Here is a 14,113-nt window from a genome sequence, read left to right as displayed (position 1 = left end):
TCGGAAAGGTCCGTCCCTGATGGCGACGCTCGACCGAGTGGCGCGAGGCTTCTTGCTCGGGGAAATCATCTCCGGGCTGGGGCTGACGCTGAAGGCCTTCTTCTCGAAGAAGGCGACGATCAACTATCCTTATGAGCGCTCTCCGCTGAGCCCGCGCTTCCGGGGCGAGCACGCGCTGCGCCGCTACCCGAACGGGGAGGAGCGCTGCATCGCGTGCAAGCTCTGTGAGGCGGTCTGCCCGGCCCTGGCCATCACGATCGAGGCCGAGCCGCGCGAGGACGGGTCCCGCCGGACCACGCGCTACGACATCGACATGACCAAGTGCATCTACTGCGGCCTCTGCGAGGAGGCCTGCCCGGTGGATGCTATCGTCGAGGGGCCGAACCTGGAGTTCGCCACCGAGACGCGGGCGGAGCTGATCTACCAGAAGGAGAAGCTCCTCGATAACGGCGACCGGTGGGAGCCGATCCTGGCCGCGCGCCTCCAGGCGGATGCGCCCTTCCGATGATCACTGATTCCGCAATCGCGGGCCTGGCCTTCTACGCCTTCTCGGCGGTGCTGATCGCCTGCGCCGTGATGGTCGTGACGAGCCGGAACCCCGTCCACAGCGTGCTGTTCCTGATCCTGGGCTTCTTCAACGCCGCCGCGCTGTTCCTGATCGCCGGCGCCGAGTTCCTGGCGATGATCCTGGTCATCGTCTATGTCGGCGCGGTCGCGGTGCTGTTCCTCTTCGTGGTGATGATGCTGGACATCGACTTCGCGCGGTTGCGCGAGGGCTTCCAGCGCTATGCCCCGATTGGGGCGGTCATCGGTGGCATTCTGTTCCTGGAACTGGTCTTCGTCCTCGCCACCTGGCAGTCGAGCGGCGAGGCGGGCGGGCTGCGCCTGAACCCGACGCCGTCGACGGTGAGCAACACCAGGGCGATCGGCCAGGTGCTGTACACGGACTACGTTTTCCTCTTCCAGGGCGCGGGGCTCATCCTGCTCGTTGCGATGATGGGCGCCATCGTCCTGACCCATCGCGACCGCGCGCGCAGTCGGCGCCAGGATATCCAGGCGCAGATCCACCGGCGCACGCAAATCGAGATGGCCGATGTCCCCGTCGGTGCCTCCATCGGCCAAATGGGCATCCTCCGCCCGCTGCCGCCCGAGGAGCCGAAGCCGAAGGCCGTCGCGCACGGACACGGGGCGCATGACGACCACGGGCATGGGGGAGGGCACCACTGATGCTCACCATCGGGCTGAGTCACTACTTAACCGTGGGCGCGATCCTCTTCGTGCTCGGGATCTTCGGCATCTTTCTCAACCGGAAGAACATCATCGTCATCCTGATGTCGATCGAGTTGATCCTGCTCTCGGTGAACCTGAACCTAGTGGCATTCTCCTCCACCCTGGGGGACCTCACCGGGCAGATCTTCGCGATGTTCATCCTGACCGTCGCGGCCGCGGAGGCCGCGATCGGTCTGGCGGTGGTCGTCATCTACTTCCGCAACCGCGGCAGCATCGAGGTGGAAGACGTGTCCACCCTGAAGGGTTAGGGCGCCATGTTCGTCGGTGCCGTTTTCTTCCCGCTCCTGGGCGCGACCCTCGCGGGCTTCTTCGGTCGCTGGCTGGGCGACCGCCTAACCATGTGGGTCTCTGTGGGCTGCATGGTGCTGGCCGCCATCTGCGGCGTATCCGCCTTCGTCCAGGTCGGGCTGCACGCGCAGCCGCAGACCGTCACCATCCTGAACTGGATCGATGTCGGCGGGCTGACCGTCGACTGGGCGCTGCGCTACGACACGCTGAGCGCCATGATGGTGGGGATGGTGACCTTCATCTCCACCTTCATCCACATGTACAGCGTCGGCTACATGTCCCATGACGAGACGCCGCCGCGTTTCTTCGCCTATCTCGGCCTCTTCACCTTCGCCATGCTGATGCTGGTGACCGCGGACAACCTGGTCCAGCTCTTCTTCGGCTGGGAGGGCGTCGGTCTCGCGAGCTACCTGCTGATCGGCTACTGGTACGAGCGCGAGAGCGCGAACCGCGCGGCGATGAAGGCTTTCATCGTGAACCGCGTCGGCGACCTGTTCTTCATGCTCGGCATGGCGCTGACCTTCTGGACTTTCGGCGCGCTGAACTTTGCGGACATCTTCCCGCGCGTGACGGAAATGCAGGGCGTGACCTTCGCCGGCATGCCGGTGCTGGAGGTGATCGCCGTCCTTCTCTTCCTCGGCGCCTGCGGCAAGTCGGCCCAGCTCGGTCTGCACACCTGGCTGCCGGACGCGATGGAGGGCCCGACGCCCGTCTCCGCCCTCATCCACGCGGCGACGATGGTGACGGCGGGCGTGTTCCTGCTGGCCCGCATGTCACCGGTCTTCGAGTACGCCCCGAACGCACTGACCCTGGTGACGATCGTGGGCGCCTCCACTGCCCTCTTCGCCGCCACGATCGGCTGCGTGCAGAACGACATCAAGCGGGTGATCGCCTACTCGACCTGCTCGCAGCTCGGCTACATGTTCTTCGCCATCGGTGTGGGCGCGTATCAGGCGGCGGTCTTCCACCTTTTCACCCACGCCTTCTTCAAGGCCCTGCTATTCCTGTCCGCCGGCTCCGTGATCCACGCGATGTCGGACGAGCAGGACATCCGGAAGATGGGTGGCATCTGGACCAAGATCCCCGTTACCTACGCGGTGATGTGGATCGGCAGCCTTGCCCTGGCGGGCGTGCCCTTCTTCGCCGGCTACTATTCCAAGGACATGATCCTGGAGAGCGCCTTCGCTGCGCATACGGGCGCGGGGATGTACGCCTTCGTGCTCGGCCTGATCGCCGCCTTCCTCACCGCCTTCTACTCCTGGCGCCTGATCATCATGACCTTTCACGGCAAGCCGCGGGCGGATCACCATGTGATGGAGCATGTCCACGAGAGCCCGGCGGTGATGCTGATCCCGCTGCTGGTCCTCGCGGTCGGCGCCATCTTCACCGGCGCAGTGTTCTACGAGTACTTCGTTGGTCACGACCAGGCGCACTTCTGGAATGGTGCGATCTTCAACGCCGAGCACAACCACGTGCTGCACAACGCGCATGAGGGACCGGAGTGGGTCGGGCTGGCGCCGACGGTAATTGGCGTGGTCGGGATCGTGCTGGCCTACGTCTTCTACATGTTCTTTCCAGCCATCCCGGCGCGCATCGCCGCCACCTTCCCGGGGGTGCACAAGTTCCTGCTGCACAAGTGGTACTTCGACGAGCTGTATGACTGGCTCTTCGTCCGGCCTTTCCGCCGCCTCGCGCAGGCGTTCTGGAAGACGGGCGATGCCACCATCATCGACGGCGTGCCGAACGGCGTGGCCGCGCTCACGGTCGATGCGGCGCGCGGGGTCGCGCGCTTCCAGACCGGACGCGTGGCGAACTACGCCTTCACCATGATCGCGGGCCTCGTGGTCTTCGTCTCGGTCATCTTCCTGGGCTTCACCCGATGAACGCCGCCGGCTTTCCGCTGCTCTCCCTCCTCACCTTCCTGCCTCTGGCCGGCGTGGTGGCGATCCTCTGCATCCGCGGGGACGAGGCGACCGTCGCCTCGAACTCCCGCTGGACAGCGCTCTGGACCAGTCTGATCGTCTTCGTCCTCTCGCTCATCCTGTGGTTCCAGTTCGACTCCTCGGTCGTGGCGCCGCAGTTTGTCGAGAACCTGAACTGGCTGCCGGATTTCGGCGTGAACTACCACATGGGTGTGGACGGCATCTCCGTGCTGTTCGTCCTGCTCTCCACGCTGCTGACGCCGATCTGCATTCTCGCCTCCTGGGAGGCGGTGCAGACCCGCGTGCGGGAGTACATGATCGCCTTTCTCGTCCTGGAGACGATGATGGTCGGCATGTTCTGCGCGCTCGACCTCATCATTTTCTACGTCTTCTTCGAGGGCGTGCTGATCCCGATGTTCCTCATCATCGGCATCTGGGGCGGGCAGCGGCGCGTCTACGCGGCCTTCAAGTTCTTCCTCTACACGCTGCTCGGCTCCGTGCTGATGCTGCTGGCCATCCTGGCGCTCTGGTACAATGCCGGCAGCACGGACATGGCGGTGCTCGTCCAGAAGGCGGTTCCCTCCTCCTGGCAGTACTGGATGTTCCTGGCCTTCTTCGCTTCCTTCGCCGTGAAGGTGCCGATGTGGCCGGTGCACACTTGGCTGCCCGACGCGCACGTGGAAGCGCCGACGGCCGGTTCCGTGATCCTGGCGGGCGTGCTGCTGAAAATGGGCGGGTACGGGTTCCTCCGCTTCTCCATCCCGCTGTTCCCGGAGGCGTCGCAATTCTTCGCGCCGATGATGTTCGCGCTTTCGGTCGTGGCGGTGATCTACACCTCCATGATCGCCTTTGCGCAGCAGGACATGAAGAAGCTGATCGCCTACTCCTCCGTTGCCCATATGGGCGTGGTCACGGTGGGTCTCTTCACCTTCAACCAGCAGGGTATCTCCGGCGCCATCTTCACCATGCTGGCGCACGGCGTTGTCTCCGGCGCGCTGTTCCTCTGCGTTGGCGTGGTCTACGACCGCCTGCACACGCGTGAGATCGCGCGCTACGGTGGGGTGGCGAAGGTCATGCCCTCCTACGCTCTCGTGTTCATGCTCTTCACCATGGCCAGCGTGGCGCTGCCCGGCACGGCAAACTTCCCGGGTGAGTTCCTGGTGATCACCGGTGCCTGGAAGTCCAACGGATGGGTCGCTCTCGGCACCGGCATGGGCATGATCCTTGGCGCAGCCTACATGCTGTGGCTGTACCGGCGCGTCGTCTTCTCCCGCATCACGCGGGATGAGGTGCGCGGCCTGCTCGACCTCTCTCCGCGTGAGATCGCCATCTTCGCGCCACTGATCGTCCTCACCCTCTGGATGGGGATCTATCCTTCTTCCTTCACCCATGTCTGGGAGGCCTCCGTCGCCGCGCTGATCGAGCGGCACGAGGCAGCCCTGGCGGTGCCGCGCGTGGCGGGGCTTTGAGACGATGAACTGGACCCTCGCCCTTCCTGAGATCCTCCTCGCGGTCTCGGGCCTCGTTCTCCTGCTCGCGGGTGTGATCCCGAAGCGGGACACGACCTTCCCGATCACCATGGGCACGCTCGGCGCGCTGCTGGTGGCTGCGGTGCTGGTCATGGCCACGCCGGATGGCCAGGCCTTCGGCAACCAGTTCGTATCGGACAGCTTCTCACGCTTCGCGAAGGTGCTGATCCTGCTGGGTGCCGCCTCCGGTCTGATGCTGGCGCTCGACTGGAACGTGCGGCAGGGCATCGCCCGCTTCGAGTTCCCGATCCTCGTGCTGTTCAGCACGATCGGCATGCTGGTGATGGTCTCGGCCTCCGACCTCATCACTCTCTATCTCGGGCTGGAGCTGCTCTCGCTCTCGCTCTACGTCATCGCGGCCTTCGACCGTGACAACGCGCGCTCCGCCGAGGCCGGGCTGAAGTACTTCGTGCTCGGGGCCCTGGCCTCGGGCCTCTACCTCTACGGCGCGAGCCTCACCTACGGCTTTTCCGGCTCCACGAACTTCGCCGCGGTTGCCAGCGCTGTATCCACCACGGAAGGGATCTCGCTCGGGCTGATCGTTGGCGTGACCTTCGTCATCGCCGCGCTTGCCTTCAAGATTTCGGCCGTTCCCTTCCACATGTGGACGCCCGACGTTTATGAGGGCGCGCCGACGCCGGTTACGGCCTTCTTCGCGTCCGCGCCGAAGGTGGCGGCCGTGTCCCTTCTCGTGCGCGTGCTGGCCGACCCCTTCGCCGACCTGGCGGAGCAGTGGCAGGGCGTGATCTGGCTGGCCTCGCTCGGGTCCATGCTGCTCGGCTCCTTCGCCGCCATCCGGCAGCAGAATATCAAGCGGCTGATGGCCTACTCTTCCATCGGCCATATCGGCTATGCCTTGATGGGCCTCGCGGTCGCCACCGATGTCGGGCTGCGCGGCGTGATGCTTTACATGGCGATCTACCTCGTGATGAACGCGGGCGTCTTCGCGGTGCTCGTCTCCATGCGCCGCCAGGGCAAGTCCTTGGAGCGGGTGGAAGATCTGGCTGGTCTTGGCCGAACCGATCCGGGCATGGCCGCAGCGATGACGGTCTTCATGTTCTCCATGGCCGGCATTCCGCCGCTCGCCGGGTTCTTCTCGAAGCTCTATGTTTTCCTCGCGGCGGTGCAGGAGGGCTTCTGGGTCCTGGCGACGGTCGGCGTGCTGACCAGCGTTGTGGGCGCCTACTACTACCTCCGCATTATTAAGGTGATGTACTTCGACAATCCGGCCGGTGCGCTGGATCAGCGGCCGGCGGCCGTCTCCATGGTGCTGGCGGGGGCGGGGCTGTTCAACGTGCTCTTCTTCCTCTTCCCGGCACCGATCGTCGCGGCGGCTGCGGCGGCGGTGGCCGCCCTGGCGGGATGAGCACGGCTCCGGCGGGCTGGCGGCTGCAGGTCCATGACCAGCTCCCCAGCACCGCCGACCTGATCCGGCGAAGCGCGGAGGATGGTGAAGCGGAACGCCTCGCCATCCTCGCGCGCCGCCAGACCGCCGGTCGCGGGACGCATGGCCGATCCTGGGAATCGCCGATCGGCAACCTCTACCTCTCTGTCCTGCTCCGCCCGACCGCTCCTGCGCGGGAAGTGCCGCAATGGGGACTGCTGGCGGCCGTGGCCCTGTACGATGCCCTGGCGCCTCTGGCCGGGCCCGACCTGACCCTGAAATGGCCGAACGACGTTCTGATCAGGGGGGCGAAGTGCGCGGGTATCCTTGCAGAAGCCAGCCTGGACGCGAGGGGCTGGTTGGACTGGCTGTCCTTTGGCTTCGGGGTAAACTTGGCACACGCCCCTCAGCTGTCCGGCCGCCGGACGGCAGCGCTGCCGCAGCCCGCGCCGGAGCCAGAAGTTGCTGCCGCGGCGGTGCTGGCTTCCTTGGATCGCTGGCGCGCCGTCCGGGAGACGGAAGGCTTCGAGCCGATCCGTGTGGCCTGGCTCGCGCGCGGCCATCGGCCTGGTGTGGCACTCACCGTCACGGCGGCCGGGGCACCTCTGGCCGGATTGTTCGATGGTCTGGACGATAGCGGCGCCCTGCGGCTCCGCACGGAGAGGGGACTGGAAACCGTCATCGCCGGGCAGGTGGACGCCTGAGTGCAGCCATCCCTTGCGGCCAGGGTGACCGGAAGGTGATCGTCTGCCGCCGTTCCGCCCCTTGTTACGCCCCGCGGGTCCCGGCATTCGAAGGATTGGCCTCGGATAGCGGCGCCGGACCGGGACGCCCCGTTGGCGACCCGCGGCGCACCCCCCATCTGTCACGAAACGATCGAAACCTGACTTCCTCAAGAACGAGAACGAATGACCTTCGATACTTCCGACGACCTCGCCTTCCTCCCGCTTGGGGGGACGGGGGAGATCGGCATGAACCTCAACGTCTATCGCCTGGACGGACAGCTTCTCGCCGTTGATTGCGGCATCGGCTTCGGCGGCGCCGAGGCACCCGAGGCCGAGATCCTCGTCCCCGATCCGGCCTGGCTGTCAGAGCGCCGGGACCGGCTGGTGGGGCTGGTGATCACCCACGCGCATGAGGATCATCTTGGCGCGGTCGCGCACCTCTGGTCCTTGCTGCGCTGCCCGCTTTACGCCAGCCCCTTCGCGGCCGCCGTGCTGCGCCGGAAGCTGGGTGAGGCCGGCCTGCTGCACGAGGTGACGATCCACACCGTGCCGCTCTCCTCCCGCGTGAAGATTGGGAACTTCGACCTGCAGTTCCTGCGCGTGGCGCATTCCGTGCCGGAATCGCAGGCCCTCGCCATCCGCACCCGCCACGGCATCGTGCTGCACACCGGCGACTGGAAGCTGGACCCAAATCCCCTGATCGGTCCGCCGACCGACGAGGCCGCCTTTGCCAAGCTGGGCGAGGAAGGGGTGTTGGCCATGGTCTGCGACAGCACCAATGCTCTCGTCGACGGGCATTCCGGCAGCGAGGCCACCGTGCTGGAGGCGCTTACGGCATTGATCGCGACGCTGAAGGGCCGGGTCGCCGTCTCCTGCTTTGCCACGAACATTGCGCGGGTCGATTCCATCACGCGGGCCGCCATGGCCGCCGGCCGGCGGGTGGCGCTATTCGGCCGGTCTCTCCGCAATGCCGACGCGGCCGCCCGCGAGACCGGGTACTTCAGCGACCTTCCGCCCTTCCTGGACGAGGAGGAGGCCGGCTACTTGCCGGATGACGAGTTGCTGATCATCTGCACGGGCAGCCAGGGCGAGCCCCGGTCGGCGCTGGCGAAGATCGCGGCGGACACCCATCCCCAGATTTCTCTAGGCGAGGGGGATACGGTGGTCTTCTCGTCCCGCATGATCCCCGGGAACGAGAAGGCGATCATGAACGTCGAGGCCGCGCTCTATCGGGCTGGGTGCCGCGTGATCACTCCGGATTCCGAGCATCCCGTGCACGTCTCCGGTCACCCCGCGAAGGACGAACTTCGCCGGCTCTATGACCTTGTGAAGCCGCGGCACGCCGTGCCCGTCCATGGTGAGTGGCGCCATCTGCAGGAGCACGCCGCCCTGGCCCGCGAGTTCGGCGCCGAGCCGCACCTCATTGAGGACGGGGACATGCTCCGCCTCGGCGGCGGTCCGGTCGAGGTGTGCGAGACCGTGCAGAGCGGCAAGCTGGCCGTGGACGGCACCCGCCTGCTGCCGCTCGACGGCGGCGTGCTCGGCGCGCGGCGTCGCATGCTGTTCAACGGCGTCGTCGTCGGCTCGCTCGCGGTGGACGAGAACGGCCGGGTGCGCGGTACGCCGCAGGTGTCCGCTCCCGGCCTGTTCGAGCAGGGCGAGGACGCGACCGCGCAAATTGCATCCGACCTTGCCCGGCTGGTCAATGACCTGCCGGCGCCGCTACGGCGGGAGGATTCGGCCTTGCGGGAGGCGGCGCGCACCGCTCTTCGCAAGGCCATCGGCCGCCGCGTGCGCAAGCGGCCCCTCGTAGAACTCCACCTGCTCCGGGTCTGAACCCGGAGCAGGCGGGGTGCTCAGCGGAAGGGAATGGCAATTGTCAGCCCAGGCTGGGCATAGGCAACCGGCGGCCCGTAGCCGTAACCCTGGCGGTAGGCACGGCGCTCATAGCGGTCCCGCCGCCAGGCCTGCTCGCGGCGCCACTCCCGGCGCTCATGCCGCCGCCAGGCCTGCTCCCGGCGGAACTCATGGTGCCGCCAGGCCCGCTCGCGCTCCCAGCCACCATGGGCGTCGGCAGTCTGGGGAATAGCCGGGACAGCCGCGAGGGCGAGTCCGGCGAGAAGAATGAAGCGACGCATCTTCGTCTCCCTTCGGATCGACATGGCGTAGAAACGCCGAGGACCCCGCCGGGATTACGGCGGATCCCGGGCAAGTGAGGGCAAGGTTGGGGCAGGATGGGCTGGGTCACCGGGATCGTCGTTTTCTTCCTCGTGTGGTGGACGGTGCTCTTCGCCGTTCTGCCCCTGGGGGTCAGCCCTGACCCCGAGGGCGCAGGCGCTGGGGGGTGGCGCGGCGCGCCACGCCAGGTCCGCGTTCTGCGGGTAGTCGTGCTCACTACGCTTCTGGCCATCCTTGTCTGGTTCGTTATCGAGTGGCTGGTTCGGGCGGACTGGCTATCCTTCCGGGAAGGCTGGCTTGCAATGCCTAACGATTAGCCAAAACGACGGAATCATGGGCATCGACGATGAAAATTGAAGCGCTATACGCACGATCAGCTCAATATTTCATCTTTCGCGAGCATAAACTGCTTCGCTTCCCGGCCGCACTGCAGCATCATCGGGACATGGAAGAGGGCTTTTCCTCTTCCGCCGTGTGACTGGCGTTTCCTCCCTAAACTCGGGCCGTCCCTTCGGGGCGGCCCTTCTTTTTTGCGCCGTCGCCGGGCGGATTGCGCCGCCCGCGCCATGCTCTAGGTTGCGCGCCTCTTCCCATCCGGAGCCCGCCGCCTTGCGCCTCTCTCGCGCCTTCCTGCCCACGCTCAAGGAAACGCCTGCCGAGGCGCAGATCGTCTCGCACCGGTTGATGCTGCGCGCGGGGATGGTTCGCCAGACCAGCGCCGGCATCTATGCCTGGCTGCCGCTGGGGCTGCGCGTGCTGCGCAAGGTCTCCGATATCGTGCGGCAGGAGCAGGATCTGGCGGGGGCGCAGGAGATCCTGATGCCCACCATCCAGGCCGCCGAGCTGTGGAAGGAGAGCGGGCGCTACGACGGCTACGGCAAGGAGATGCTCCGCATCATCGACCGGCACGACCGCGAGATGCTCTACGGCCCGACCAACGAGGAAATGGTCACCGACATCTTCAAGACCTATGCGAAATCCTACCGGGACCTGCCACGCAACCTCTACCACATCCAGTGGAAGTTCCGGGACGAGATCCGCCCCCGCTTCGGCGTGATGCGCGGGCGCGAGTTCCTGATGAAGGACGCCTATTCCTTCGACCTCGATGCCGATGGCGCACGGGAATCCTACCGGCGCATGTTCCGTGCCTATCTCCGTACCTTCGCGCGCATGGGGCTGAAGGCCATCCCGATGCAGGCGGATACCGGCCCGATCGGCGGCAATCTCTCCCACGAGTTCATCATCCTCGCGGAGACCGGCGAGAGCGTTGTGTACCTGCACAAGGACCTGCTGGAGTTCGACGTGCTGGCGCAGGACCCCTCGGGGACGGGTGAGGCCTCGGCGGTCATGGACTTCTGGACCAGCCGCTACGCCGCCACCGACGAGAAGCACGACGAGGCCGCCTGGGACGCCATTCCCGCCGAGAGCCAGATCACCGCGCGCGGGATCGAGGTGGGACACATCTTCTACTTCGGCACGAAGTACTCGAAGCCCATGGGGCTGACGGTCGCGGGGCCGGACGGCGCGACGGTGGTGCCGGAAATGGGGTCCTACGGGATCGGCGTCTCCCGCCTGCTGGGCGCGATCATCGAGGCGAGCCACGACGAGGAAGGCATCATCTGGCCGGACGCGGTGGCGCCTTTCGCCTGCGCCATCCTCAACCTCAAGCCCGGCGACGCGGCGGCGGACGCGCTCTGCGAGCAGATCTACGCCGCCCTGCCGAACGAGGCGGTCCTCGACGACCGCGGCGAGCGCGCCGGAGCCAAGTTCGCCGACGCCGACCTGATCGGCTACCCCTGGCAGGCCATCATCGGCCCGCGCGGCGCCGCCAAGGGCATCGTGGAGCTGAAGCGCCGCGCCACCGGCGAGCGGCTGGAGCTGCCGCTGGACGAGGCGATCGCCCGTATCAAGGCCACCATCGCCTGATGTTCTCGCCCTTCGAGCGCGCCGTCGCCTTCCGGTACCTGCGCGCCCGGAAGGGCGAGCGCTTCGTCTCCGTCATCGCGATCTTCTCCCTCGTCGGGATCGCGCTGGGGGTGGCGACCCTCATCATCGTCATGTCCGTGATGAACGGCTTCCGGCAGGAGCTGCTGGGCCGCATCCTCGGGCTGAACGGCCATCTCGGCGTCTACTCGCAGACGAACGAGGGGCTGCGCGACTACGACGACATTGCCGCCCGCGTGCGGCAACTGGCGGGCATCGTGTCCGCCACGCCGATCGTGGAGGGCCAGGTGCTCTTCACCAGCGAGAATGGTGGCGCGACCGGTGGCCTCGCGCGCGGCATCCGGCCGGAGGACCTGCGCGCCCGCCCGCTGATCGCGGAGAACATCCGCGCCGGTAGCCTGCAGCGCTTTGGGGAGCAGGACACGATCGTCGTCGGCACCCGCCTCGCACGGCGGCTTGGCCTGCGGATAGGGGACAAGATCACCCTCGTATCCCCCCAGGGCCGCGCCACCGTCGTCGGCACCGTCCCGCGCCTCAAGGCTTATGAGGTGGTGGCGATGTTCGAGGCGGGGATGCAGGAATACGATTCCAGCTACGTCTTCCTGCCGCTCGACGCCGCCCAGGTCTATTTCCAGCACCGCGACACGGCGACGCAGGTGGAGGTCTTCGTGGCGAACCCCGATCGCGTGAACGACGCGACCCGGGCCATCTACGCCGCCCTGTCCGGCCGCCCCGTGCGCGTGTTGGATTGGCAGGCCTCCAACTCCTCCTTCTTCGCGGCGGTGCAGGTGGAGCGGAACGTGATGTTCCTCATCCTCACCCTCATCATCATCGTTGCCGCCTTCAACATCATCTCGTCCCTGATCATGCTGGTGAAGGACAAGGGGCGGGACATCGCGGTGCTGCGGACGGTGGGCGCCACCAGCGGCGCCATCCTGCGGATCTTCCTGCTGGCCGGCGCCTCCATCGGCGTGGCGGGCACGCTGATCGGCTTCGGCATCGGCCTCGTCTTCTGCCTGAACATCGAGAACATCCGTCAGGCCCTGCAGTCCCTGACGGGCACGGAGCTGTTCAACGCCGAGGTCTACTTCCTCACGCGCCTGCCGGCGGTGGTGGAGCCGATGGAGGTGGCGCAGGTCGTGGGCATGGGCATGGGCCTGTCGCTGCTGGCAACGATCTACCCGGCCTGGCGCGCCGCGCGGCTGGACCCGGTGGAGGGTCTCCGCAATGGCTGATCCCGTACTGGCCCTGAGGGGCGTGGAGCGCCGCTACCGCACCGAGGCCGGCGAGCTTCCGGTACTGCGCGGCGCGGCGCTGGAACTGCATGCCGGGGAAATCGTGGCGCTCGTCGCGCCGTCCGGCACCGGAAAGAGCACGCTGCTGCACGTGGCCGGGCTGCTCGAAAAGCCTGATGCCGGCGCCGTGCTGGTGGAAGGGCGGGACTCCGGCGGCCTGGGCGACGATGCCCGCACCGCCCTGCGGCGGGAGACGATCGGCTTCGTCTACCAGTTCCACCACCTGCTGCCGGAGTTCACGGCGGAGGAGAATGTGGTGCTGCCCCAGCTCGCCGCCGGCAAGCCGCGCCGGGAGGCGGAGGCGCGGGCGCGGGAGCTGCTGGCCTCCTTCGGCCTGGAGAACCGCGGCGACCACCGCCCGAGCCGGCTTTCCGGCGGCGAGCAGCAGCGGGTCGCCATGGCCCGCGCCCTTGCCAACGCGCCGAAGGTTCTGCTGGCGGACGAGCCCACCGGCAACCTGGATGCCGGTACGGCAGACCGCGTCTTCGCCGAACTGCTGGCGGCGGCGCGGGGCAGGGGCCTCGCCGCCCTGATAGCCACCCATAATCCGGAATTGGCAGCGCGAATGGACCGCACCGTCACGCTGCGGGACGGGATGGTCGTTCCGGCCTGATCCCGCCGGAGGGCCTCAGCCCGGCCTGCGCTCGCCGGGGAGGGGGGTGATGAAGCTCATTCCCTCCTCCGCATCCCCCACCAGCTCGGCCCGCAGCCAGCGCTCTACGATGGCTTCCCGCGCCGGCTGATCGGCCCATGCGGCGCGCCGGTGCACGCCCATCACCCGGATTTTCGGCCGGTCAACGGAGCGCAGGAAGCCCTCGATGCTGTCGCGGGCGCCGAAGAAGGTGACGAAGTTCGGTTCCTGCATGCTGTGCAGCGCCTCCCAGTTCCGGCCGCAGGCCAGCATGAAGGCGGAGTAGAGGCGGAACTCCGTGAGGCCGACCGACTTGTCCAGCAGCACCCGGCCGACCCCGGCCTCGCCACGGGTCCGCATGGCCTGCTCCAGCGCGAGCACTTCTTCGCGCCAGAGCGGGAAGGGGGTGATGATGTTGAAGATCGTTTCCGGCCAGCGCTCCTCGGAGAGACCGAACCAGACCAGCTCCGCCGTCTGGCGGGGCAGCAGCCGCCGGGGCGCGGTGATGAGGCGGCCGTCCTCCGTCGCGAAGGCGTCGAGCCCCGTGGGCCGGATGAAGTGGTTCTTGCAGTCGAGGACGATGTAGGCAGGCGTCTCGATATGCCGCGCCACCGCCAGCTTCAGCACCTGCTGGCGGCGCCAGCCGGTGCCCCGCCAGAAGCTTTCACCGTCGGAGAACAGCGCCTCCGCGGGCAGCATCGAGACCTTGTCGCGGAAGGGGCCGTATTCTGGAAGGATCTCCGCCTCGAAGCGGCGGGCGAAGGAGTCCTGGTCCGGATCGTTGTTGATCACGAGAAACCGGCCGCAGATCGCCGGGTCGAGATAGCGCGCGATGGACCGGGCTTGGAGGCGCAGGAGGCCGGCGTCGCGGTGAAAGCCGACGGTCACGAAGTCCAGGATCATCCGCGCCATGCCCCGTTTCCGCCA

14 protein-coding genes are annotated in these 14,113 nt (G+C 67.1%); 12 read left to right on the top strand and 2 right to left on the bottom strand.

Going from position 1 to position 14,113, the window contains the following annotated elements; all coding sequences use genetic code 11:
* Positions 1-19 precede the first annotated feature (19 nt).
* From nuoI to J5Y10_RS10195, 8 genes are all read left to right on the top strand, one after another.
* Entirely contained in the window at positions 20-508 is a 489-nt protein-coding gene (gene nuoI / locus J5Y10_RS10230; RefSeq protein ID WP_209373248.1) for an NADH-quinone oxidoreductase subunit NuoI, read from the top strand.
* Entirely contained in the window at positions 505-1,227 is a 723-nt protein-coding gene (locus J5Y10_RS10225) for an NADH-quinone oxidoreductase subunit J (protein WP_209373246.1), read from the top strand. Before nuoI ends, J5Y10_RS10225 begins: the two co-directional genes overlap by 4 nt.
* Positions 1,227-1,538, top strand: a complete 312-nt coding sequence (nuoK, locus tag J5Y10_RS10220) for an NADH-quinone oxidoreductase subunit NuoK (RefSeq protein WP_209373243.1) — start codon at positions 1,227-1,229, stop codon at positions 1,536-1,538. Before J5Y10_RS10225 ends, nuoK begins: the two co-directional genes overlap by 1 nt.
* A gap of 6 nt (positions 1,539-1,544) precedes the next feature.
* The gene (gene nuoL / locus J5Y10_RS10215) at positions 1,545-3,461 is read left to right on the top strand and encodes an NADH-quinone oxidoreductase subunit L (protein WP_209373242.1); all 1,917 of its coding nucleotides are present in this window, start codon (positions 1,545-1,547) and stop codon (positions 3,459-3,461) included.
* Positions 3,458-4,969 carry an NADH-quinone oxidoreductase subunit M gene (locus tag J5Y10_RS10210; protein ID WP_209373240.1) on the top strand — a complete coding sequence of 504 codons (1,512 nt, stop codon included), beginning with the start codon at positions 3,458-3,460 and terminating at the stop codon, positions 4,967-4,969. The genes nuoL and J5Y10_RS10210 overlap by 4 nt, the downstream gene beginning before the upstream one ends.
* Before the next feature lie 4 nt (positions 4,970-4,973).
* On the top strand, positions 4,974-6,395 hold the full coding sequence (gene nuoN / locus J5Y10_RS10205) for an NADH-quinone oxidoreductase subunit NuoN (protein WP_209373238.1): 1,422 nt from the start codon (positions 4,974-4,976) through the stop codon (positions 6,393-6,395).
* Entirely contained in the window at positions 6,392-7,117 is a 726-nt protein-coding gene (locus J5Y10_RS10200) for a biotin--[acetyl-CoA-carboxylase] ligase (protein WP_209373236.1), read from the top strand. The genes nuoN and J5Y10_RS10200 overlap by 4 nt, the downstream gene beginning before the upstream one ends.
* A gap of 204 nt (positions 7,118-7,321) precedes the next feature.
* Positions 7,322-8,974: a ribonuclease J gene (locus J5Y10_RS10195; protein WP_209373234.1), complete on the top strand. Its 1,653-nt coding sequence runs from the start codon at positions 7,322-7,324 to the stop codon at positions 8,972-8,974.
* Between the two features lie 20 nt (positions 8,975-8,994).
* Here J5Y10_RS10195 and J5Y10_RS10190 read toward each other — a convergent pair whose 3' ends face one another.
* Positions 8,995-9,276, bottom strand: a complete 282-nt coding sequence (locus J5Y10_RS10190) for a hypothetical protein (protein WP_209373232.1) — start codon at positions 9,274-9,276, stop codon at positions 8,995-8,997.
* Between the two features lie 96 nt (positions 9,277-9,372).
* On the opposite strand from J5Y10_RS10190, the gene J5Y10_RS10185 reads away from it, so the two are divergent.
* The 4 genes from J5Y10_RS10185 to J5Y10_RS10170 all read left to right on the top strand — a co-directional run bounded on the left by J5Y10_RS10185 (position 9,373) and on the right by J5Y10_RS10170 (position 13,168).
* Positions 9,373-9,633 carry a DUF1467 family protein gene (locus J5Y10_RS10185; protein ID WP_209373230.1) on the top strand — a complete coding sequence of 87 codons (261 nt, stop codon included), beginning with the start codon at positions 9,373-9,375 and terminating at the stop codon, positions 9,631-9,633.
* A gap of 292 nt (positions 9,634-9,925) precedes the next feature.
* Complete coding sequence (gene proS / locus J5Y10_RS10180) at positions 9,926-11,242, top strand: proline--tRNA ligase (RefSeq protein ID WP_209373226.1); 1,317 nt, start codon at positions 9,926-9,928, stop codon at positions 11,240-11,242.
* The gene (locus tag J5Y10_RS10175; protein WP_209373224.1) at positions 11,242-12,495 is read left to right on the top strand and encodes a lipoprotein-releasing ABC transporter permease subunit; all 1,254 of its coding nucleotides are present in this window, start codon (positions 11,242-11,244) and stop codon (positions 12,493-12,495) included. Before proS ends, J5Y10_RS10175 begins: the two co-directional genes overlap by 1 nt.
* Positions 12,488-13,168, top strand: coding sequence for an ABC transporter ATP-binding protein (locus J5Y10_RS10170; protein WP_209373223.1), 681 nt, complete (start codon positions 12,488-12,490; stop codon positions 13,166-13,168). Before J5Y10_RS10175 ends, J5Y10_RS10170 begins: the two co-directional genes overlap by 8 nt.
* A gap of 15 nt (positions 13,169-13,183) precedes the next feature.
* Here the strand turns inward: J5Y10_RS10170 and J5Y10_RS10165 are convergent, their stop codons facing one another.
* Positions 13,184-14,098: a DUF6492 family protein gene (locus J5Y10_RS10165; RefSeq protein ID WP_209373221.1), complete on the bottom strand. Its 915-nt coding sequence runs from the start codon at positions 14,096-14,098 to the stop codon at positions 13,184-13,186.
* Positions 14,099-14,113 lie beyond the last annotated feature (15 nt).

Source organism: Roseomonas indoligenes (assembly GCF_017813365.1).
In the GTDB taxonomy this organism is placed as follows: Bacteria; Pseudomonadota; Alphaproteobacteria; order Acetobacterales; family Acetobacteraceae; genus Roseomonas; species Roseomonas indoligenes.
This window is presented reverse-complemented; position numbering and strand designations above follow the sequence as displayed.

Coding starts and splice junctions, on each gene's coding strand:
- J5Y10_RS10200 (WP_209373236.1), top strand. CDS start 6,392: ATGAGCACGGCTCCGGCGGGCTGGCGGCTGCAGGTCCATGACCAGCTC.
- J5Y10_RS10195 (WP_209373234.1), top strand. CDS start 7,322: ATGACCTTCGATACTTCCGACGACCTCGCCTTCCTCCCGCTTGGGGGG.
- J5Y10_RS10225 (WP_209373246.1), top strand. CDS start 505: ATGATCACTGATTCCGCAATCGCGGGCCTGGCCTTCTACGCCTTCTCG.
- J5Y10_RS10175 (WP_209373224.1), top strand. CDS start 11,242: ATGTTCTCGCCCTTCGAGCGCGCCGTCGCCTTCCGGTACCTGCGCGCC.
- J5Y10_RS10185 (WP_209373230.1), top strand. CDS start 9,373: ATGGGCTGGGTCACCGGGATCGTCGTTTTCTTCCTCGTGTGGTGGACG.
- nuoL (WP_209373242.1), top strand. CDS start 1,545: ATGTTCGTCGGTGCCGTTTTCTTCCCGCTCCTGGGCGCGACCCTCGCG.
- nuoK (WP_209373243.1), top strand. CDS start 1,227: ATGCTCACCATCGGGCTGAGTCACTACTTAACCGTGGGCGCGATCCTC.
- J5Y10_RS10170 (WP_209373223.1), top strand. CDS start 12,488: ATGGCTGATCCCGTACTGGCCCTGAGGGGCGTGGAGCGCCGCTACCGC.
- nuoI (WP_209373248.1), top strand. CDS start 20: ATGGCGACGCTCGACCGAGTGGCGCGAGGCTTCTTGCTCGGGGAAATC.
- J5Y10_RS10190 (WP_209373232.1), bottom strand. CDS start 9,276: ATGCGTCGCTTCATTCTTCTCGCCGGACTCGCCCTCGCGGCTGTCCCG.
- J5Y10_RS10165 (WP_209373221.1), bottom strand. CDS start 14,098: ATGGCGCGGATGATCCTGGACTTCGTGACCGTCGGCTTTCACCGCGAC.
- nuoN (WP_209373238.1), top strand. CDS start 4,974: ATGAACTGGACCCTCGCCCTTCCTGAGATCCTCCTCGCGGTCTCGGGC.
- J5Y10_RS10210 (WP_209373240.1), top strand. CDS start 3,458: ATGAACGCCGCCGGCTTTCCGCTGCTCTCCCTCCTCACCTTCCTGCCT.